Origin of the sequence: Pseudarthrobacter sulfonivorans, from assembly GCF_024391045.1 — a bacterium.
GTDB classification, from domain to species: domain Bacteria; phylum Actinomycetota; class Actinomycetes; order Actinomycetales; family Micrococcaceae; genus Arthrobacter; species Arthrobacter sulfonivorans_B.
Map to the genome: position 1 here is coordinate 25783 of NZ_JANFCZ010000030.1, position 21854 is coordinate 47636.

General features: G+C 62.8%; 14 protein-coding genes and 2 pseudogenes. 4 read left to right on the top strand and 12 right to left on the bottom strand.

What is annotated here, in order from left to right; all coding sequences use genetic code 11:
• Positions 1-234 precede the first annotated feature (234 nt).
• The gene (locus tag NQJ30_RS16605; RefSeq protein WP_255771219.1) at positions 235-915 is read right to left on the bottom strand and encodes an MBL fold metallo-hydrolase; all 681 of its coding nucleotides are present in this window, start codon (positions 913-915) and stop codon (positions 235-237) included.
• Between the two features lie 170 nt (positions 916-1085).
• On the bottom strand, positions 1086-2498 hold the full coding sequence (locus tag NQJ30_RS16610) for an MFS transporter (protein WP_255771220.1): 1413 nt from the start codon (positions 2496-2498) through the stop codon (positions 1086-1088).
• Between the two features lie 1226 nt (positions 2499-3724).
• Between NQJ30_RS16610 and NQJ30_RS16615 the strand changes: the two genes are divergently transcribed.
• Positions 3725-4345: a helix-turn-helix domain-containing protein gene (locus NQJ30_RS16615; RefSeq protein WP_255771221.1), complete on the top strand. Its 621-nt coding sequence runs from the start codon at positions 3725-3727 to the stop codon at positions 4343-4345.
• The gene (locus tag NQJ30_RS16620) at positions 4342-4908 is read left to right on the top strand and encodes a DUF6036 family nucleotidyltransferase (protein ID WP_255771222.1); all 567 of its coding nucleotides are present in this window, start codon (positions 4342-4344) and stop codon (positions 4906-4908) included. Before NQJ30_RS16615 ends, NQJ30_RS16620 begins: the two co-directional genes overlap by 4 nt.
• A gap of 68 nt (positions 4909-4976) precedes the next feature.
• Here the strand turns inward: NQJ30_RS16620 and NQJ30_RS16625 are convergent, their stop codons facing one another.
• The gene (locus tag NQJ30_RS16625; protein WP_255771223.1) at positions 4977-6365 is read right to left on the bottom strand and encodes an HIRAN domain-containing protein; all 1389 of its coding nucleotides are present in this window, start codon (positions 6363-6365) and stop codon (positions 4977-4979) included.
• Between the two features lie 87 nt (positions 6366-6452).
• Positions 6453-6641: pseudogene (locus tag NQJ30_RS19150) on the bottom strand (DUF4236 domain-containing protein); the annotation flags it as partial.
• 1164 nt (positions 6642-7805) lie between these two features.
• Between NQJ30_RS19150 and NQJ30_RS16630 the strand changes: the two are divergent.
• Entirely contained in the window at positions 7806-8360 is a 555-nt protein-coding gene (locus tag NQJ30_RS16630) for a hypothetical protein (RefSeq protein ID WP_255771224.1), read from the top strand.
• A 1444-nt stretch (positions 8361-9804) separates the two neighbouring features.
• Here the strand turns inward: NQJ30_RS16630 and NQJ30_RS16635 are convergent.
• The 6 genes from NQJ30_RS16635 to NQJ30_RS16660 form a co-directional block, all read right to left on the bottom strand.
• Positions 9805-10992, bottom strand: coding sequence for a Wadjet anti-phage system protein JetD domain-containing protein (locus NQJ30_RS16635; RefSeq protein WP_255771225.1), 1188 nt, complete (start codon positions 10990-10992; stop codon positions 9805-9807).
• Positions 10989-14381, bottom strand: a complete 3393-nt coding sequence (locus NQJ30_RS16640; protein WP_255771226.1) for an ATP-binding protein — start codon at positions 14379-14381, stop codon at positions 10989-10991. Before NQJ30_RS16640 ends, NQJ30_RS16635 begins: the two co-directional genes overlap by 4 nt.
• Positions 14378-15160 carry a DUF4194 domain-containing protein gene (locus tag NQJ30_RS16645; RefSeq protein ID WP_255771227.1) on the bottom strand — a complete coding sequence of 261 codons (783 nt, stop codon included), beginning with the start codon at positions 15158-15160 and terminating at the stop codon, positions 14378-14380. The genes NQJ30_RS16640 and NQJ30_RS16645 overlap by 4 nt, the downstream gene beginning before the upstream one ends.
• On the bottom strand, positions 15157-16653 hold the full coding sequence (locus NQJ30_RS16650; protein ID WP_255771228.1) for a DUF3375 family protein: 1497 nt from the start codon (positions 16651-16653) through the stop codon (positions 15157-15159). Before NQJ30_RS16650 ends, NQJ30_RS16645 begins: the two co-directional genes overlap by 4 nt.
• Before the next feature lie 991 nt (positions 16654-17644).
• A complete protein-coding gene (locus tag NQJ30_RS16655) occupies positions 17645-17944 on the bottom strand; it encodes a hypothetical protein (protein WP_255771229.1) in 300 nt (99 codons plus the stop codon).
• A gap of 770 nt (positions 17945-18714) precedes the next feature.
• Complete coding sequence (locus tag NQJ30_RS16660; RefSeq protein WP_255771230.1) at positions 18715-20412, bottom strand: AIPR family protein; 1698 nt, start codon at positions 20410-20412, stop codon at positions 18715-18717.
• A gap of 93 nt (positions 20413-20505) precedes the next feature.
• On the opposite strand from NQJ30_RS16660, the pseudogene NQJ30_RS16665 reads away from it, so the two are divergent.
• A pseudogene (locus tag NQJ30_RS16665) lies at positions 20506-20649 on the top strand (IS110 family transposase); the annotation flags it as partial.
• Positions 20650-20699: 50 nt separating this feature from the next.
• Here NQJ30_RS16665 and NQJ30_RS16670 read toward each other — a convergent pair.
• On the bottom strand, positions 20700-21419 hold the full coding sequence (locus NQJ30_RS16670; RefSeq protein ID WP_255771231.1) for a toll/interleukin-1 receptor domain-containing protein: 720 nt from the start codon (positions 21417-21419) through the stop codon (positions 20700-20702).
• A gap of 51 nt (positions 21420-21470) precedes the next feature.
• On the bottom strand, positions 21471-21755 hold the full coding sequence (locus tag NQJ30_RS16675) for a hypothetical protein (protein WP_255771232.1): 285 nt from the start codon (positions 21753-21755) through the stop codon (positions 21471-21473).
• Between the last annotated feature and the right edge of the window lie 99 nt (positions 21756-21854).

The window sequence follows — 21854 nt, forward strand, 5'->3', positions numbered from 1 at the left end:
TGGAATTATTGGGCTCGACGGCTGCACGGAGTCCTTGGCCACTCTGTATCCTGCTCTCACCGATCTGACGCTCGGGTGCTGGATCAGCGTGTCCATCCTTGACATAGCGGGCGGGTTTCAAGCCCGTCGCGGTAGCTAGCCCCACAGCCGGCCAACGGCCTTGCGCGTGGAATGTCAGTGCGTCAGCGGTCGATACCTCCAACTGGCTCCGACCACGTGAGGCGCGTTCCGAGCTCAAGTCCCGCTGGTTCCGGCAAGCAGTCCGCGCAGTTGGGCGACCGGGTCCGGGACTTCGGGCCCGTGGGAGAAGAGCATTCTTGTGGGTTGCGTTTCGCTCAGCCTGCGCAGCGATTCTTCGGCTTGGGCGGCATCCGATGTGAACTGCGATGGCGCACGGGCGACAGCACCGGTCAGCGTACCTAGGGCGTCGCCGACGAACAGCACGCCTCCATCCTCGTCCAGCAGGCTGATGTGGCCACTCGTGTGTCCAGGCGTCTGGAGTACGCGCAGGCCACCAACGTGGTCCCCTTCCCGCAGTGGTCGGAGTGGATCAGCGGATGGAATGTTGGGAATGTCAGGTGCGCCGGCCCAGACCGCTGCTCCCGGAGCCTTTGAGACCACCTCGTCCAAACCGCCGACGTGGTCCGGGTGCGAATGGGTCAGGACGATATCAGTGACATCTGACCATGGCGCATTGACTCGCTGCAGTGCCTGGTCGATGGCGAACGCGCTGCCCTCTGGACCGGCGTCGATCAAAATCAGCCGGTCAGGGGCCCCAACAAGGAAGCAGCGCACGTCCAGGTCCATCTCATAAGGCCCGGCAATGCCCGCAGGCAGGTGGATCTGCTGAATGACGGGCTCCACAAAGAAGCGGGAGTCCGAAGCGCCGGACTTTTTGAATTGTTCCTCGACCATGAGGGAATCGTCTCACCGCCCGTCCACTTCTGGAAGACGCAACCTGGGCACCTCCGGATCGATCATGGAATGGACCGGGCACCTTTCACCCGCCGTCTCCGGGCATAGCCAAATCCTCCAATCACCGCCTTGGCCTGGCTCTGACTCGAAGTCACCGCGCATTCCCCGTGTCAGTGGGAGAAATTTGCTGAAATCTCGGCGAGGGTGCGCCCCTTCGTCTCAGGTGCGAGCCATTGGGAGAGGATTGCGCCGAGTAATGCGACGGCGGCGGCTACCACCATGCTTGGGCCCAAGCCGATGTTGCTGATCGCCCATGGCAGGGCGAAGGTGCCAAGTGCGGCTCCGATGCGGCTGAAAGCCGCGGCGAAGCCCATGCCGATGCCGCGCAAGGGGGCGGGGAATACCTCGGCCGGATAGACCTGGGTCAATGTGGTGTAGCCGGCATTGAAGAAAGAGAACGCGAGGAACAGGGCGAGCACGAGGATCGCTGGTGCGTCCGCCCAGACGCCGATGACCAGCAGGATGCCGGCGCAGAGCCACTGTCCGGGTACGGTGAGGATTCGGCGCCCCAACTTGTCAATCAGAAGCACGGTGGTGACAACGCCCGCGGCCGCAAGTGCGGACAGGCCAACTCCACCGGCCCAGCCGCCGCCGAAGCCGAATTGGCTGAGCACGTCGTCGGCGAAGGTCGCGATCGCAAAGTACGGAGTGACCGCGCAGAACCAGAAACCCGCGGTGAAGAGGGTGGTGCGCCAGTGCTCCTTCGAGAACAACATTCCAAAGGAAGCGTTCTTGATTTTGGTCCTGTCCTTCGCGGCTTGGGCCTCCTGGATCATCCTCAGATCGATCTCCTCGGTGATGCTGTTGTGCATCTGTGGCGATTCGACGTATTTATGGGCGATCGCGAGTGCTTCCTCACGCCGCCCCTTCGTGATGAGCCAGCTCGGCGATTCGGGGAGGCCTATGCGCGCGATGAACAGGACGAACGCCAGTATCGTGCTCGTGCCGATGACAAGGCGCCAGGGGGTGCCGGCGTCGTGCAGGAGGGTGCCAATGATGAATGCCATCATGAAACCGACGTACCAGGCGATCAGGGTCAGCCCGAGCAACCGCCCGCGGAGCTTTGGAGGGGAGAACTCTGAAAGCAGTGGGCCGCCGATTGAGTACTCGCCGCCGATGGCGACGCCCATCAGGAATCGGATGAGAGCCAGCTGGATCACGGCGCCGTCTCCGGAGGTCACGAAGAACTGGGCCGCTGAGGCGGCCAGGAACAGGCCCATGTCCACCAGGAACATGGGCTTGCGGCCGAACTTGTCAGTCGCCCAGCCTGCCAGCGGGGAGCCGACGAAGATGCCCGCCAGCGGCCCTGCAGCAATCATGCCCAGCGACAGTGCGTCCAGCTGGAGATCGGACCGCATGGGTCCGGTGACGGGGCCGATGATTCCGAGGATGTAACCGTCGAGGAACATCCCGCCGATGAAGACCGCGACGAGCCGCACCATGAAGCGGCGTTTGAACTTGGAGCTGGTCTCTTTTGATGTGGGGGTGTCGACGGAGGCCGTCGTCCTGGTCGGATGGGTCATTGAGATTTGTTCCCTTCTGCCTTCAGCACAAGCCACGGACGGCACAAGAGCGCCGTCCCTAGACGCACGGACAGCCGCAGCCCTTAGCGATCGTCAAATCGCGAAACCTACAACGCTTCTGGGTTGGCCTGTTCCGCATTGAACAATTCGCTTCGTAATATGCAACAGTGTGTGGCAGATCACAGGCCCAGTCAATCGTTTTCGTTGGATTACGCCCCGCAACGTACCGAGAAGGAATCCACTCAGTTCCGGAAACAGCGCGATCGCCTGATTCGTCAACAGCTGAACCGGCAAGAAGGCCCAGGAGGGGGTGTCGCCGGAGGAGCGGCCTGAAATCGATACGCCGCGCACACCTCTGATGGCGAGGTGTGGAGAAGCGTACGTCCTGACGGCGACGAGCCGTCATCGCCATACAGCCAAGGATTCCTGCAGGCCGCCGCCTACTATTGGGACCGTTGGTCTCGGTCGGCTGGGTCAGACTGGCAAACCTGAGAGCACCTGGCCAACGGTGAAATAAAATTCCGCAGGTCGGCCGGCGTCAGTCCTCGTGCCGAAGGACGGCGCCCAATCATGCCGGCCGGGAACTATCCGGTTCCCACCGACGTCTCGAAACATCTACGCCTCAAAACCCTAGTGATACGAGACGAACCGACTAGACGAACCCCTCGCTCCGCGACTGCCTCCGCGCCATTTCTCGAGCACAACGCCGCCAACGAGCGCCGAAAGTCACGGTTACGGTCTTTCAGAACCGTGAAGTCAAGATTTGTACACACTCAAACGTCCAAAAGACCACTGACCTGTGGTAACACTGTGCCCGAGGTGGGAATCGAACCGGACTCTGGCCCTTGCAAACACTGGGCTCCTGCGGAAACATGCCGAATCCCGCCCAGTCCGCCACCAGTACAACCCGATCCGAAGCCCAGCGTGTGCACGTTGTGCACATCCCTTTTTTTGCTTTGCGGCAGCACACCGGCAGACGCCAGCGACCACCCGAACCACCACGACGAGGAGCCAGTACCGACGTGGCCGAGTCATGACATTCGGCCATCAATCGAGGGTCCATATACTTCACCCGTTCCCTTCCATCCGCCGGCGATTTCCTACTTAGCTCATGGGGCGTTGGACGTCACAGGGCATGACCGCACCGACCGAACACGAGGCCCTACCAAACAATGATGTTATTGTCACCATTCGGTGACATACTGGATTCAGCACAGGAGGCTGCCATGACACTGGAAAGCAAAATCGAGACCCCCGCAGCAGCCGGGGCCATCATCCGCGCCCGCCGCACAGCCCGCGGGCTGTCCCAGCAAAGTCTTGCCGACATGGCCGGCGTGTCTCGGAAGTTTCTCATCGATCTGGAAGCGGGCCACGACCGCGCCGAACTCGGCAAAACCCTGGCCGTCATGGCCGCCCTCGGCCTGTCCCTGGCCGCCACTGACACCATCCCCCGCGGCAGCGACTTCGACCCGGCACGGCGCGATTACGCGACAATCTTCATCCGGCTTCTCGCCGAGCGGGACTTTGAGTTCGCGATCAAGATGCTCGCCGACTACGCCACCGCATCCCTGACCGCCGGCACCCCGCTGCTCCAGCGCAGCCCCCGCCTCAAAGACCCGCACTGGTCAGCAGCCCTCGCGGGAATCACCAACTACACCGCGCACCGCCTCGGCCAACCAGCGCCATCCTGGACACGGCGGATCAAGCCACTCGACAGGGCATGGCTTCCGGCAGAGTCCTACCGCACCGTCCGAACACCCATGAAGGAACTCACCCGCACCGAGACCCCGCCGGAACTCGCCGCGTTGAACGTCTTTATCCGCGAACGCAGCTTGGCCACGGCATGACCGGCGGAGAACTCACCGCCAGACAAATCCGGGCCCTCCTCCAGGAACTCGCCCGACGCCTCAAGGCCCGCGGCGTCCACGGCGACATCAAACTCGTAGGCGGCGCTGCGCTCATCCTGCAAGGCATCGGCAACCGCCCCACCGCCGACGTTGACGCCAGCTACGCCGACCCACACGCCATCCATGCAGTCGTCGCCGACATGGCCGCGGATTACGACCTCGCGCCCGACTGGCTCAACACCAACGCCTCAGCCTTCGTCCCCGACAACGCCACCTGGGTCGACATCGAACAGCTCGACGGACTCACCATCCACGCCGCAGACACCGAAACGCTCCTGGCCATGAAAATCGCCGCCGAACGCGATAAAGACACCCTCGACATCGCCCGTCTCCTGCGCCGACTCAACATCACAGAAGCCGCCGACGCCGTCAACCTCGCCTACGACAAGTACGGCGAGCACTCCATCCCCCTCGCCGCCGGACGCGACAACTACCTCATCGTCGTCGACGACGCCCTCGACGCAACCACCACCCTCGAACCCCAGCCCGAACCCAACGAATAATCCATACGTAGGGACTGGCTGAATAACGATGGATCTACCGTTGTTCAGCCAGTCCCGCAGAATACCGCCTAAATGCCGTAAGCGGGTGGAACGTCGTACTCCGTGGCCCTTGGGAGGAGCTTCGGTGGGAAGTGCGGCCCGACGGATAGCCAATCGTTGCTGATCTCCGTGGCCTTGGCGGCGTGCAGCACGAGTTGGGCAGCGAGGGCAGAACCAGAAATTTTTGCGTAGGCGAGGGCGGTTTCCCCGATTGTCTCGGTGTGCTCGAGAAGCGGCAATAGATGCGCAGAAGTGATGTTGCTGAGCTCACCTACGCGTTCGCCGTCGAGCCGCACCTCGACAAACGGCCGCTCAACGCCGTTCTTCAGAATGCGGTTCGCCCTGTGCAGACTTACTAGCAGTAGACCGACCCCTCCTGGTGGAACGTGGTTGCAAAGGATGTCGAAATGGTCCTCTTCCTTGAGGACTTGAATCGCTGACCCCCAGGGTACAAGGGTGTTGACGCCAGTCGGCGCCTCGTTGAGCGGCGCAATCAGCTCTGGCTCAGGCAGTGCCACGGTAACTCGGGCTTGGAGCCGCTCAACGCCGTCGTACGCCCAGATGCGGGCTGTCGTGGCGGCAATGAGCCCACTGGCAATGATCCTCCTGATCGGTTGGGCATAGCGGATCGCGTCTTCACGACTGAGATAGCCGAGAACCTGGTTCCGCCAACGAACGCTGATGGCATTCATGTCATACGGATTGTCCGGCTCGGCCACGAGTTCGATCTGAACGCCTTCACATTCGCTGTCGCGCCCTACAGCGACCGGCGCCTTACTGGCGCGGAGTGCGGATTTGATCGCCTTGCCGTACGCGTGCTCTCCCACGACTTCGACATTCGGCCATTCCGAACGGCCGAGCGAGACCTGGTACCGCCCCCGGCCTGGGGAAGCGGCTCGAGCGACCGGCAAAATCGGTGCCTGCCCTTCAAAGGCAGCCAGCTGTGGCACGGCGTGATTCCCCGGTGCCTCGATCCTGGCATCAGGAACTGCGATTCCTTGAGCGGCGCTGACCGGACTCCCGGCCCAGTTCGCGTCCTCCCATGCTTGCCGGTCACGGCGCCGCTTCCGCAACAGGAACATCAGCCCGACAATCCCCGCGCCCAGCAGGAATCCCGCGGGCGAGGATACTGTCACCATCAGCACCAACATCCCGAACAAGGTCCACTGGGCAATCGTCCCGGTCTTCTCTAGCGCGGGCACACCGCGCCCGCCGCGTGTCAGCTTAGCCGGGCTCTGACCGACCCGCTCCAGGATCCGCGCCGCCTGTCCCAGGGTCAGGTGCCTCAGGCTCGGGCGCTTGCCCGTCGCACGTGCGACGGCCGCGCGAACGAAGTCACGCTGGAACTTCGATGCCGCGGCCGTCCCATCGGCAGCGAGCAGGTCCCGCCAGGCCTCGTCGCTGATGATCTGATGCACGACCTCCCGGCGAGTCGGCTGAGAGGCCCGGACAGCGGAGTTCCGTGTCGAGCGGCGGTTCGAACTGGAGGTCACATACGAGACGCCCGTTCCGGGGATCCTCGCTGTGCTGGTCGTGCGGCCCGTCGTGGACTTCGTAACCCGGAACGCGCCTGCCCCGATGCTCGCACTCACCCCGCGCTTCGACGCCGTGATCCTCACAGGCCCGAGGCTCTTTGACTTGCGGTAACGGAACCCCAACTCGCACCCCCAAAATATGCAATCCCGAGGAATCACCTGTCCCCCGTAAGGGAGATTCTAAGCCTCAGCATTCCCGAATGGGGACGGGGCCCGCCAGAGTCAGAACGCATGGTCTCATCGAATCCCAATTCGCCGGGCCAATTTGTGGAGCCCACAAGATTCGAACCCTGACCCATCGCATGTGAGGTTGTGCCAATGTAAGTCGACCGCATCGAAATCGCCGCACTCGGCGCGACCACTAACACCTCGAATTGCCGCGAAGAAAGTCCGGACCCACACACGTGCACGCTGCCGACGACTTGTCCGCCAGCCGCCGGGACCCCAAAGACGTTCCCGCCGAACCAGCAATGTCATGTCTCCCGAAACAGAAAAATGCATGAAGAGTGATGGCAGAACCATGCGGAAGGGACCAAAATGCAGGCCGAAAAACCGCGCGTGCACAAAGGTGTGCACAATGTGCACACCCCCTTTGGCCGGACAAACACACGAAGAGCGTCTTTCTGCCTGGTTCGCAGCAAGCGGCCATCCGTGGAAGATCCTCGAAGAAAATACGGCTCCGTCATGTCGTCACCACAACGCCTCACCATGAACAAGTGAAGGCCAACAACTGGCCACCGGAACAGCAAGAAGGGACGACACATACCCCTAGATCGCAGCAAGCGGAAGGCCCGCAAGCCAGGACCCTGCCCCCGCCCCCACACACAACCGAACAGGCGACCGCGGCGCCAGGCCCAGACCGCGGACAGCGTCAGAGGGACCCGCGGAGGGTCAATGTCCACACATTAAAGCAAAAACCCCTCTGAGGAGGGGTTATGCGTGCCCGAGGTGGGACTCGAACCGGGTTCCGGGCCTTGAATTTCCGCCACTCCCCCGCAAACATCCGCAATCCGGCCCAGTCCGGCACCAGTACGACCCGATCCGAAGCCCAGGGTGTGCACATTGTGCACACCCTCTTTTTGCCTACCTTGCACCCCGTTCAGGGGATGTCCCACAGATTTTCGGACGCCGGAAGATTCGGCCGTCTTCCCTTCGGCGGGACATGGCTCAGCCGGAATTCGACACACGAAGTTGGCCGAGCATGTCTGCGCGGACCAAGCTAGGGGTCGGGATTCCCTGTGACGACGAACGCTGCACATGGCATAACGCCGACGACACCAATACCAACATCAACACCAACACCAACACCAAGGAGATTGCAGCATGACGATCAATGACCGAACCGAAGAAGTGCAGGAACTGCTGAACAGTCACATGCGCCGCAAGGACGTGCTGGAGCGGATCCTCTTCGAATCGCTGAATGCCGAGCCAGCGAGTCAAGAGCAGGTGAAGCGGTTCCTCACAGCTGCACCACCCGAGGTCTTCGTGCTGCTCGACGGCCTCCTCTCACCGCCCTCGCCGGCGGCCGCATGGGCGAGTCATTACACGAGAACCGAATCGTGCAAGGCTTCGTCGGCATGGCCACGGCGTGCCGGAAGCGTGACCGTCGATGAGCGCCCACTGGCAGGATGCCCATCGGCCGACGTCGGCCGCTCGTTGACGGCGAAGACCGCGGCCTTGGGTAGGCGGCCGCCGGTGCCCCCGGTGCCCCCACCAAGGGCACCAGTTCAGGTGGGACTGGTCCCTTTAGGCGGCCGTCGACACCAGTTCCCGCACACGATTGGCTACTTCCTTGATTCGCTCAATGGCGAGCCAGACCGGCATCATCTGGAGCTCGGCCGTCTCGGTAGCCCCGCCGATTGGCAAGTCATCCGGTGACAGGTAAGCCGGCAGCACAAGTTCGATGCGCCACCAGTCCAGAATCGCCCTCTCCACGGACATTGCGTCGCTTCCCATCTCAAAATGTTCGAGATGCGCCACCTCCCACCCAAGCCGTTGGAAGGATCGGAGCCGGTCGGTGCCCACGCCTGTGATGCCAACCTTCAAGGCGCCTAGCCTTTCGTTCACGATCAGGTAGGTCGTCCCCCGCAGATGTGGTTTGAAGCCGCCCTCGCAGCAATATCGACATCCGCGGCTTCCCTCACCCATTACTGAAGTCCAGACAGAGGTTTCACGGCCGCAGCGGCAGAGGCATGCCCATGGCACTTTCATGCCAGGATAAGGCTCAACGGGTGTGTAACCCGCTGCGCGCACCCTGGCCTCTGCTGCGGGGGCTTTGCCTGCCCGTATGGCGGCGGCCTGGACAGGGCGCGAGCATGTCCAACACCCCCGGATTCCCAGGGCAACGTTTGTGCATGAGGGACTCACTGTGCTGCCGCACTCGAGGCACCGCGACTTCCAAGGCTTGTTCGCGCCGGGATACGGTTCGAGTGGCTGCAACTGCATGTCCTGCATGGTCTTCAGGGCCGTAGGTTGAAACTCCTGCATGGCTTTCAAGCCCCTGGCCTGTGTTGCGCACTTCGTGCACCGGGACTTGCCCTGCTTTGTGACCGTGTAGTTGGGCGTACTCTCATGTCCGCAGGTCACACAGGCGCAGAACCATGGATCAAGCCGTCCGGGGAAAGGTGCCAGCGGCCGCCAGCCGGCCGCCAACATGACTGCACTGGCACTATCTTCGGTGAGTGGTGGCCGTCCGGAGCAGGTCCGACACAGCTTTGACCTGCCTGCGCTCTGAGACACGTTATGAAATGAGGGCGAGCTCTCGGAGCCGCAGTCCATGCACCGGCTGCGCCAGCCCTTGTGGGATCCCGGGTACGGTTCCAGCGGTTCCCAGCAGGCTGCACTCATCCCCGCGGCAGCCTTGGCCGCGTTGGCAGCCGCTTTGGTGCTTTGCGTGCGTTGCTCTGCCGCCACTCGTTTTGCCGTATAACACGGGCATGAGTCGCGTGGCGCATGTCCCCGTTCCACAGGATCCAGACGAAGTGTGACTTCCTGTCCACACTCCAGATGCACCGCCCGCCACGGGCCCATGATCTTGCCTGGATAGTCCTCTACGGCCTCATAGCCGCATTTGAGCAGCCGTGCGGTGGCTGTTTCGTTGGTCAAGCGGCGAGGCACCTGGGTCCTTTCGGCGGGACTGTAGCGGGTGTCCGGATTCTAACGGGATGGACCGACATTAGTTGTGAGGGCAACTGGCGTAGAAGGCATGGAGGTGGGGGCGTTGCCCTTCGCAGGGATCCATCCTGACAAGGCCACCCGGTATGGCCCGTCGGGCACGGTTCCGGCGGTCTGCACCTTCGGGCGCCGAAATACTCCGTAGAGGTCAATGAGCGTCGCGGCTGGCCATCCTCCTGCAGACCACCTCGACTTTTTCCAGCGCCCTGGCGAGGGGGATCCGTTCCTGCTCGACGCGCGGGTGGCCGGTGTGCTGCGGATCGAGGAGACGCAGGTACACCTCCCTTTCTTCTGGGCGGAGCCTCTCCGCCGGCCTCGGGCTGCCGGACTGGAGCGCCCTGCCTGTTTGGTCCAGGTCGGTGCCGAAGATCTCGTAGGCCTCGTAGTCCTCCGGGCCCATGAGGATCGAGTCGATGTCGCGGCCGAAGTCGGCCCGGTAGCCGTCCAGGATCTCGTAGCCGTCGCGGTCGATGTCGCCCCAGTACACCAGCACGGGGGCATCACGGATCCACGGGAATGATGCGGGCGTCTTCCCGCCCTTGCCGACCCCCTCAACAGAGATGCCGCCAGCCAGGGCCGGGAAGTGGATTGCGGTGTCCTTGTTCTCCGAGATGACCACGACCTCGGGCAGGTAGGCCGGTGCGAAGCTGTCGCCGGCCGTCGCCGAGTCGTGGACACGCCCGCCGGCGGCGAGGTGGCCGGGGTCGAGATAGGTGAAGTGGATTCGGGGCGGGTGGCCCGGCAGCAGGCCGAGGTCCTCGAGCCCGGTGAGCGCCTGAACCCCGCGGCGGTGGGACTGCAGCCACTTCGCATGGACGCCCGGGATCGGGACCTGGCGCGGGGTCACACCGAGGTTGGCGCGGCCAGGGTCCCCCCGGTACCAGTCAGCGACAGACAGGAGCAGCCCGAAATCGACCTCCCCGTATGCGTCGAGGGTACGGAGCGTCTTCCCGACGTCGTCCAAGGGCGGATACTTATCACGCAGGACGCCGAGCCGCAGGCGGGCACGGGCGAGCCTGTCGGCCCAGTCTCCGGCTGCGAGGGCCGCGGCATGGTCGATGGATACCACCCGCGCGTGGGTGGGAACCAACTGCGTTGTCCCGCCTTTTGCTGTGCGGTTCTCGTAGTCGAGGACTACCTCGTGTGCCTTTGCCCAGTCCTGCAATTGCACCGTCTGTGCGTGCACCGCGGAGTAGTCGGCCCGAAGGTCTGCTGCCGCCGGCCGGCCCAGGGCGAAGGCATGCGGAAACGCAGCCTCGTCCCCGACGAGATGGCTATGCCACTTCCCGCTCAGCCGACGGCGGATGTCTTCGGTTACGGCCTGCGTTGTCTTCATGCTCCGCCCCCGGCTCCAGGGTCGTCGGGGAGATCGCTGATGTACGAGTACCCCCGCGCGTTTTTGGTGACGGTCAGGAGCAGGTCCATGTGCGGCTCAAGCGCCGTGACCTTGTCCAGCGGGGCGCCGATGATGAGCTGAAACCCCAGGTTCTGCCAGGCCCGGACGGACCGGCCCGCGAACTCGCTGTCCGCCTTCACGAACCCCTCGTCGAGGAACACCGGAGCGAACGTGGGCCGGGAGCGGGTCTCGTCCCCCAGCTGATAGCGCAGGGCCGACCCGACGACGAAGGCCACCAGTTCCTGGGTTTCGCCGCCGGACTTGTCAACCAGCCAGTCGTAGGTGGCGATCTCGCGGCGGGTGTCCTTGTCCAGGCACGCCGCGGTGATGACGACGTGCTGGCGCACATCGAGGTAGCGGTCGCGCTGGGACGTCGAGGATTTGGTGTGGCCCTCCGGGATGCGGATGCGGGCCATGAACTCGCTCAGCTTCTTGAACCTCGCCTCGATCTGGTCTTCGGTGAGCTCCAGGGCCAGGCCCGAGGACAACTCCCGCAGGCCGCGGCGGAACTTGCCGAGGTCTTCGCTCTGAAGCCGGCGGAGGCTGATCTGAAGCACGCCGCCTTTGTTCCCGAACGGCAGCGTTTCCAAAATCCTGTTGATCGGCAGGAGACGGTCCTCGATGTCTGCCAGGGCGGTGTCGAAGGCGTCGTTGAGCCGCAGCAGGTCATCGCTGGACCACGCAGCTAGTTCACGCCGCCACTTGTTGCGGCGTTCATAGAGCCCCTCGGACTGGATCCGGTCGAGGATCTCGCGGTAGCCGTCGGCCGAGTCGGCGGTGGTGCCCAGATTGTTCTCGGTCCAGTTGCTCTTGTACGCCTCGAACATGGTCACCATCGCGTTGGTCGCACTCTTTGCGTTGCGCCGGGCAGCCTCGGATTCCTCCCTGAGCCGCCTGCGCAGGGCTGTGATGCTCTGCTCGAATGACTTCAGGCTCGTGGCCTCCCAGTTGCTGGTGAACAGCTCGTCCAGGTACTCCTGCTGGGCCTCGGTAACCGTGGCCGTCTGCCGGTCGACAATGTCGTCCGCCGCGGCCTGCACGGTGTCCTGCCGCGTCACAAGGGAGCTCCAGTCGGGCTGCAGCTTCTCCAGATCACGTTCTGCCAGCACCCTGTCCCGGTTCGCCTGCCTGTGAAGGGGCCTGATGCGCTCACCCTCGGCTTCAAGCGCATCGAGGATCGCGTTGGTGGTCCGCAGCCCGCGGATGGCGTCCTCAAGCTCTGCGATCTGCCGGTCGATACCAAGGTGGTCGATGGCGGCCCAGTTGCTGTCCTGGACGAACAGGTGAGCGTCCCGCTGCCGCCGCAGGTCGGCCCGGCTCTCCAGTACGTCCCGGACTCGGACGTTGGTCTCGACGATCTCCGGCTCCAGCTCGGCCAGCAGCTCCGCGATGTCCTTGAGTCGGCGTTCGTTGGAAAACCCGATGATGTTGCCCTCACCTGATTCTCCATGGGCGCCCCGGTCCCCCGAACGGGTCTGCCCGGACTTAGTCACCCGCGGCCCGGCGCCGGCCAGTGCTGCCGCGTCGGCCACGCACAGGTGGTCGATGCCGCTGCCCGCTACCCGGTCCTGAACCCAGCGTGAGAACGGCGAGTCCAGGAACGCGAGCTTGCCCGAGATCCGGGTGGGGTCTCCGCGCCAATCCTCGTGCTCGGCCAGGGTCACTGCCTGGTACTGGATGCGCGGCCTGATCGTAACTCCGTCGATGGCTTCAGACAGCCGGTCACGGGTGTGACGGTCGACCAGCACCGTCCGGGCGAGGCCGCCGAGCGTCGTTTCGATCGCTTTGCGCCAGGTCTCCTCCCCCGGCAGGAGATCAATGAGCTCCGCGACGAACGGCAGATCACGCATCGGATCCAGGCCCGCCGCCTCTGCCATCCGCAGCCGGGCGTTGTGCAGCCCCCGCGGGACCATCCCGGTTCTGCCTGTGAGGGATGCCGCCTCCTCCATGAGGTCCGTGCGACGGGCCGTGAGCGGAGCCAGGACCTCACGGGCACGCCCTTCCTGCTCGTCCAATGCACTTTCGCGGGCACCGAAACCGGACAGGAAGTCGGCGGCGGCGGATTGCGCCTCGGCGAACTGCCCGGCCGTCTCGGGCACAACGAGGTTGATGGCCTCGGTCTTCATCTGGAACTTGAGATTCGCCTGGTAGACCGCGTCGCGGCTGCTCTCAAGGTCCGCAATCTTGAGGCGGCGTTCCTCGATCGCGCTACCGCCATTGGCGTCCTTGTCCCGGGCAATCTGTACAAGGCGCGCCCCGTACTCGGATTCGTCGGACTGTGCCTGGGCGAAGGCGCGGCTGGCCGCGGCGTGGTCGCGGCGGTTCGCCAGCACCGCGTCGTCAAGAAGGCCGCGTTCGGCGCGGAGCTTCCACAGGCGGAACGATGAGGGTCCATCGTCGTCGGCGCCGAAGTGGCGGATCAGCAGTTCCCTTGCTTCGGCATCCGCCAGCTCCGTCTGGAGGGCGGGAAGGCGCTGCAGGACCTTGACCTTGTTGGCTTCATCCACCATCTTCGAGTACGACGCCTCCAGATTGGCGAAATGCAGAATCGCCTGGTCGGCGGCCTGGTACGTAACGGGTTCCTCCAGCACCATCGTCTTGTACAGCCCGTCCACCCGTTTGACCTCCATCCCGGCCTGGAGACGTGCGAGAAGCCGCATGGCTTTGCGGCCGCCGTCGGCGCCGCCGATGCCGAGGCGGGTGTGCAGGGTTCCTTCAAATTCCCAGAAGGTGTTGAACGTCGCCAGCCCCGGTACGGCTGCCTTCAGTGCCCGCTTGTCGAAGCGGCTGGCGGCCAGCGGCGCGAGCTTGGACGTGTCGAAATAGCCCTCGTAGGCGGCGAAGGTCGTGATGACGTCGCCGTTGACGGACGCGCCGGCCTTGACGAAGTAGATTCGCATCGCCGTATAGCGCCGGCCCTGATCGTTGACGAAGGTCGCGGCCAGGGCACCCCAGACCGGCGTCATGCCGGCACCGCGCAGCACCAGGTCGAGCATCTCGTCGGAGCCGTCGACCCGGTTGGCGTCCATCTTGCCGCGGAGGTAGGTCAGCAGGTTCCGCTGCTCCGCCGACCGTGCCCGGCCCCCGGCGTCGTTGGATGCCCCGTTGAACGGAGTGTTGGAGGGCATCATCAGGGCGATGTAGGCATCCAGGACCGTTGACTTCCCGGTGCCGCTCGCTCCGGACAACAGCGTGGATCCTGGTGAAAACCGCACCTCGGTGCGGCCGTGGAAGCCGCCCCAGTTCACCATCTGGAGGGCCTCGACCCGCCATTGGGCGTGCTCCGCCGCGGCTACCTGCAGGTCGGGTATTTCCAGTTCGAGGGTCATGCCTTGTCTTTCCCGAGGTCGGTCAGCAGGTCAGGTTCATCGTCTTCTTCAACTCCGTCGTAGTCGGTGCCGTCGCTGGGGCTGTCACGCTCCGGCGCGGTGCCGTTCTGCTCCACGAGCCACGTCCACAGAGTGCGCAGCTTCTCGACCGGCATGAGGATCTCGATGATGGGAGAGATCCGGAACCTGTCGGGGTCGGCGGTCTTCAGGAGCAGGCCGGCCGTGGCCAGCCCGTCAATCGCCTTCAGCGTGCGTTTCTGGTCCATGGCGCGGTGGGTCGTGTGCTCGGGGCGCTGGTCGGCCACTTCATCGAGCAGCGTCTGACGGTCCACAAAGACGAAGTCCTCGCCCTCCTGACGCTGGGAGAAGAGCCTCTGCCGCAGGTAGACCATCATGATGGTCTCCTCTTTCGTGTGGGACACGTCCCGCAGCAGCGACGGAAGCGAATCACCCGTCTCCGACACCGCCTGCCGTTTGAACACGATCTGGTGGCCCCGGTCGATGAAGAGCTCGAAGAACAGCTCGTTGAGGCGGCCCCGGATCACGTCCTCGTTGGCCAGGAGAACCTGCCAGTGGTCGGGGTGACGCTCCGCCGAGAGGTAACGGTGCTTCAGGAGCGCATGGAGGCATCTGCGCTGGTCCGGGAACAGGGTCGAAGCATCGCTCTCGAACATGGACAGCGAGCTCTCCGCGCCGTCCTCGTCCCCGGCCGGCGGGTCCTCGGACAGGAAGTCCAGGGGGTCCACGGAGTCTTCGTCGATCTCGGCGACGTCCGTCATTGGCGTGCTCCTTCGGTATCAGTGTCCTTCGCATCCCCTGCGGGTTGGATCGTGGCGGACGGCATCAGGAATGTGCGCGTGCTGCCGTCAGGCCGTACTGCCGTCACAGCCTCGCGCTGGTCGGGATCGGTAACGGCCCCGAGCCCGGTGAAAAGGTGCAGGAGCCCGAGGATCTCGACCGGCCGGCGGAGGTCCCCGGGCAGGGAGTTGAACAGTTCCGCTGCGGACTCAAGCTCCCCGTTGGCGGCTTTTTCCTCAATCCGGCGGCGCAGCTGATCCAGTGACGGGCCGCCCTGCCTGCGGATGTCCTCCAGGGACAGCGCCGCCGGCGCCTCATCCGAGACGTCCGCGAGCGGTTCAGGAGCGCGCTGGCTGTCCGGGTCGTACGTCTTGAAGCGCAGGGCCGCGATGTCCAGGCCCGGCGGGATCAACTGAACACCGACGTGGTCGCGGGCGCGTGCCGACTGCATCCAGGCCCGCATTTCCCGGTCGATGCCGCGCAGGACCATGTCGAGCTCGCGGTTGCGGATGTGGTCGTAGTTCTCGATGTGTTCCCGGAGGGTGGCAGTGAGGCGCTGGCGCTGGTCCAGGACGTCGGCGATGCCGCGGCGGATGATCTCCACTGCCGTGCGCATCTGGCGCTGTTCATCGGCAAGGAGTCGGCCGGCCCCGGGGTGGGCCAGGATGGCTTCCAGGTCGGAGCGTAGCCTGGTCAGCCAGTCAGGTTTGCGCAGGAGCTCCAGCGCGCCGGCAAAAGCCCTGCCTTCCGCCGTGCCGGTCAGCAGGCTGGTCGCCTGCGCCAGGTAATCGTCGACCACTTCCCCGACGGGGCGCTCTTCTTCACGGAACCGCTTGGTGATGCCCCGGTGCATCTCCCGCACGGCCTCCTCGACCCGGCGGAAGTCGGACGGCAGGCCGTCGAGCTCGCGGAGCACGTTGGAGAACTGCTCGGACAGCTCCGCCTCCGAGGATTCCCGTAGCTCGCCGCCGGCGGCCAGGTGGTCGTACTCTTCCTGCAGGATCTCGATCTCTTCGGCGAGCCGGCGCTTGCGCTCCTCGCGGTCCGGGTTGGCTGCCTGGGCGGCGTCCGAGATGACCCGCCGCATGGTTTCGATGCGCGACACAGAGACGTTGAGCTGGGTCCGGCTCGCCCGGATCACATAGTCCAGGGCCTGCCTGGCGTCGCCGGTGAGCTGGTAGGTTTCCTGCCCGCGCCCTGGGTCCCGGTACAGCCACCGCTCACGCACCCACTGCATGGCGAGGGCCTTGCCACCCGTTGACGGCACTGTGTACCCGCCCGCGCGCAGCTCGTCCAGCAGGGCTTCGACCCGGGTGTGCAGCTGTTCGACCGGAACGGGCTGGGAATCGTCGGGGAAGACAGCCGACAGCAGTGGCATGGCGATGACGGCGGATTTACGGTCGAGCAGCTTCAGGGTCGGCGTGTTGAGGGCAGCCTCAATGCGCGCGACACCGCCTTCGATGTCAGTTGCCATGCCGCACTCCTATCGTCGATGAAGCCCAGGTCAGCGCCGCCAGCTGCCCGCCGCGGGACGTGTTGCTTCTATTTGCCTCAGCGCGTGACCGCTCGGCGGACAGTTCAGCAGCGTGGGGCAGCCGCTTGCTCGGCGTCGGTTTGAACCCGCTCCAGTTTCGGCTTCGAGTTCCGCGACTCGGCCGTCTGAGGTTGTGAGGTCCTGCGTGAGAGAACTGCTCTCCTCCTCGGCGACTCGGAGACGGCCGGTGAGAGTCTCCCGCTCGTAGCATCCGGTTCACGGCGTCGCGCAGCGCGCCCACTGCCTGGCGCTGTCGCGGATCTACTGATTCACCGGTCATGCGGGCACCGTACACACGAGGTCCGACAATGTCCGTCGCGGGTTCGAGCAGAGGCCTTGGCCGCCGCCGCAAGTCCCCCCGCCTGTTGGTATCGGCTTAATCGCCCCGGGATATCTGACTGGTAACTCCACGCGGCCAGCATGTCTGGCCGAACCGCCGCCAGCTGTGTGTGTCCTTCCATGGTGCCCATCGGTTTACCACCTCTCTGTGGTGCAGGGTCAATGGGGAGAGCTAACCACAGATCCCACGAGAATCCAAGCAGCAGTCTTGACTATTGTCCAGAATAGGTATATAAGACACAACCTTCAGCGTTCGTTGCCTCAAAACACAACCTTCATCGGAAGGCTCTGGGATGAGTGGCGGTGCCGCCACCCTGAGGGGCGAGACCCCGAGCCATGGATCGCGTCCTGGGTGGGTACATAAAACCCCGGTGACCCGCTCGTCCTGATCCTGACTGGCTGCACGTAGTTGGCCGGTGTAGCTGCGCATTCATGCCGGGCCCCCGGGGTAATCACAGCGCCCAGTCGCCCGGTGTGGTGCGCCGTGTGCTCGCCCGACTGTGCGCCTTGACAGACAGCTCTCGTGCCCCCTCGCCGCCTGCAACTTCTGATGAGGCGGCGTCGGATAAGTGAGCTCGATTTTGCGAGGCCCTTAGCCGCCAACGTTGCACGTAAAGACCGAGTATTGGCCAGTTGATGTCTGCTTGGAAATTTCCCGGCCGTCCCGCAGAATGTGGCAGGTGATGCTGCTCGTGCCTGCTCCGGCCTGGGCGATGACGCCGGGCGACCAGAACTCGTTACTGGATTCAAACCCGAGGGCATAGAAGTCATGGGACTTCTCCACCGGCCCCCAGACTTCGTCCGATGACTGTTCCTGGCCCTTCTTGCTCCCGACGAAGTTCGTGTAAATGATGGTACCGATCGGTCCGTCTGCCTCGACGACGTACGTCACGTGGCCCTGTTTCGGTGCCGGCGGCGGTGGGGGCGGAGGAGGCGACGCTGTGATCGTCGGCTTGGGTATCGCGGAAGGCGTGGTCGTCGGTGAGGGCTTGGGCGGATTAGCCGGGTTGGGTTTCAACTGGAGAAAGACCAAGTCTTTTCTGGTCACCGTGCTGCCAGGGGCTGGGCTCTGATGAGACCACAAAGTTGCTGTCGAAGTCCCCTGAACCGACTGACGTGTATTTCCCGTCCACGTCCGCGGAGCTGAGGGTAATCACAGCGTTAGCTAGAGTCTTTCCCCCGACGTCCGGAAGGGAAATATCCTCAGACGTGGCAGTAGGGGAAGGACTGGGTACAGCACGCGGTGCCGACCCACACCCCTGCGAGGACCATCAAAACCAAAACAGTGCCTGCAATCGCCTTCAAATTCTCCCCCAACTAAGTCTTCCACCAGGGCCCAGCCGGCACCCTGATTGGCCCACGGGAGCTGGCCCCCATTGGATCTAAGGCCTTCTGGTTCTGCTCTACAGCGAGTACGGCTACCCCGCATTGCCTTGTCGAGCTTGGCTTGCCTGATCTTCACGCTGGCCGCAAACGCAACCAGCCGCAGCTGAGATTCGCGGTATTTGTCCATGCATCAGCGGTAACCTTTTTAAAGCTGTCATAGCAGACGCTTATGAAACCACGGAACCCCGACGGGCATTGCAAGCGCTGTCTTCAGGGTGCCCGCCGAGACTATGCAGCCGCAGCGAATGCCACTGCCCAACAGTCTGGGCGGAACCCTCAGGCGCTAGGTAAAGTGGCCGCGCTAACTGCGCGGAATTCTAGTCCAACGCGTCTGGAAAATAGAGCCATCTTTTGCTGATTCTTGAAGAACGCCATCGCATGTCCACTTGAGTTCTCTACCTCGTGCGTATCGACGATGAGGCCCACAAGGCGCTCAATATCTGGGGTGTTGTCCGAAATCCATCCCTCGACATCCCATTCAAAATTCGAGAAAGCTACGCCTTTTGATCGCGCCGTCTGCATAAACAACGCACAGGCCATGTACAAGGAGTTCTTCGCTATGTTCGCCCCACGCTTTTCAAGGGTTTTGCTGAAATTGTCGAGTGCCATTCCAAAACTGCGCCAAAAACGCACTGCGTTGTACATATTTGCGGGCTCAAGGTTTCGTGGGAACAACTCGAGATACGGGTTCGCTTTTATGTCGAGCCACATTCGACCCAATTCACGCTTGGCACGTGTTGCGTTGTCAATGCTTGAGAGGCAAGCCAGCGCGCGCGTAGCTTCCTCGAGATCAAACGCAAATTTATGCTCTTCACTTTCAAGTGACTGGCCACTACGGAAAGTATAAAGAATTCCCTCGGCATGCAATATCTCGCTCAGTTCTAGCTGGTACGGATCCAGCGCAACGAACTCCCGGTTTGTGACTTGGTTTTGAGTATTAGTTTTGCGCGTCACTTGTTTTCCGAAGTCAGCATCGTGCCCCGCTGTCGAAATTACGCGAACGGTAACCCTGACATCCTCTAGCGCAATGCCGCTTCTTTTCGCACGAGCAAGTGCACCAGATGTCTGCGCGCCGTTGACGATACTTAAGCCTTTCAACCTGAACCGCTCATCGGTGGCACGTGGGTTAATTCGACCGCAGCTGATCGATTCCGCGACGATTGTAATTCCGTTGTTGTAGTACCAAAACTTCGATGGCTCCGAACTTAATGTCTCATGCAGCGTCTCGTTCGTTTCAGTCGCTTTTAGAATTGACCGAATGTTTTTGTCGAAGAGACGCTCGCTAAACGTGTCCACCAGTTCGGCAAGCTGGTCTGCAGCAACGATCCCCATGATCTCCGATCGATAGTCACCCATCGTCACCCATCGTTCAAATTCAACTTCGTGGTCGGGGGCACCGAGATTCAGCGCCGTGTTCCTGCGTTCAAAGTTTTCACGGAGTCCTTCATAGGAAAACTCCAAAATCTCCCCATTGGCGTTGACTTCCGCAACTAGCCGATCAGTTTCAGCCTTGGCGTCATCATTCGGCTTCTGAACACCGAGATGCGAAAAGACTGCAATGACTTTGCTGCTTTCAAGCGCGTCCTCAAACTCGGAAGCACGCCCTCTGGCTTTCGGACCTAGAGCCTGCCAATCACAATCTAGAAAACGTTTGATGCCGTTGGCAAACTTCATAACTTCGGTGGGGCTCGGGGATCCTGCGGATGTTTTCGCTTGTACCAGGTAAATCTCACCGCGCATTTGAGATACATATATCGCATCTATTCCGGCGTCGCCGGACTCGTCAACAACGGACGCGCATGAGTCTTCGGCGGTAGTTTTAGCCCTATCAGCTACAGTGAGCGCGGCCAGCGCACGGGAAGTACGAAACTTCGCTTGCTCGTCTTCCTGATGGTTTTTTACATCTGTCATGACTATGTGTGGTTCGAAGTCTTCTTTGAGGCGTTTACGGAGCTGCCGTTCCTGGATTTCCATCTCAGTCCTTACTGAATTGCCGGGGCTGACGGTGGTATAGGCGGGAGTTCAAAACCCATCTCATCACACATATTTCTACTCAGACTATACATCTCGAGGGACTACTACGACCGGAAACGGGCCGAGGGCAAACGACACAACCAGGCCCTCATCGCCCTCGCCCGCCGCCGCGACACCCTCTACGCCATGCTCAGAGACGGCACTTTCTACGCACCACGGACACCCTCAGCCGCTTGACGAAAAACATAGAGGCACCCCGCATTTCACCTATGAGTGCTCCGCACCCGCTACACCGTTACGACCTCATCCTCCACTGTGACCAGCTCTACGATTTTCGCGGCGACAACCTCCAGCGAATCGACCGTTGTGTCCAGGCCGTTCCGGGATCCCAGCAAGGGGCTCACATCACGGAGTTCTTCGTACGTCGTGCCGTGCACGACGGGGATCAGCATGTCACGCGCCAGGAGTGCTGAGAGTTCCTTATCGGACACACCGCCGCCGTCAATGCGCTTGAGCAGGGCCGGGGTGACGAGAACGATGCCGGTCCGGGACTTCGCCAACCCCTTGTCAATTTCCCGAAGGAACGGCTGGCCAAGCACGATGTCCTTCTCGCTGAACCAGACTGAGGCACCTGCGGCCTCAATCAGATCATTCAGTTCCGCAGCGACGCGGCGCCGGTCATCCCATGCGTGGCAAAGGAAAACGTCCCGCAGCTCAGGTCGGCCGGCACGGGCTTCGACCGCACGCCTGGCCGGCGTGAGGGCCTGAACTTCGGCCGGAGTGTAGGAAACGGTCGAGGTACTTGGTGACCACCGCGGACGCGTCCTTTTGACGCCCGATCCGGCACTGCTGCCGGATCCTCCGCCGCTGCTACTCCGTGAGTAGCTCGGCTGGGGCGTGTAGTAGGAAGGGGCGGAGTAGCCGTAGCCCCTGCCTCCGCACGAGGGGCAGTTGGCCCTTGCTGCTGCTGATCTGTGCCCCTGGCGGGGTGCTGTACATCGACTCATGACCGGAGCCTAACAGCACGATCCGACATGTCTGAATCGTATGATGCCGAACTAGAGTCCACGGCTACCCTTCCATAGTTCGTGCGCCACGCGCTTGATGCTGTCTGGCTGTGCCCAGGCCAGGTGATATTTCTCGGAAGCATCCAGCCGCTCGATCAGTCCGTAGCTGCCTGACCAGCCCAGGGCCTTGCCAAAGATGCTGCCGACCTGTACCAGGGGCCGGTTGTACTTCGGGAAGTCCCGGATCGGGGAGGTGTCATCCATCGGACGGACCCGGTCGGCTTCGGTGCGCGCCATCATCCGGTCCAAGTCCTCCGCGGAGCCTGCCTTGATCACGTCTCAATTTTAGAGTAGATGCCGGGTTCTATCGAATATACGTTCTCAACAGACTTATGCACTTGTGAATATATCTTCGACTCCAGTGGGTGCCAAACC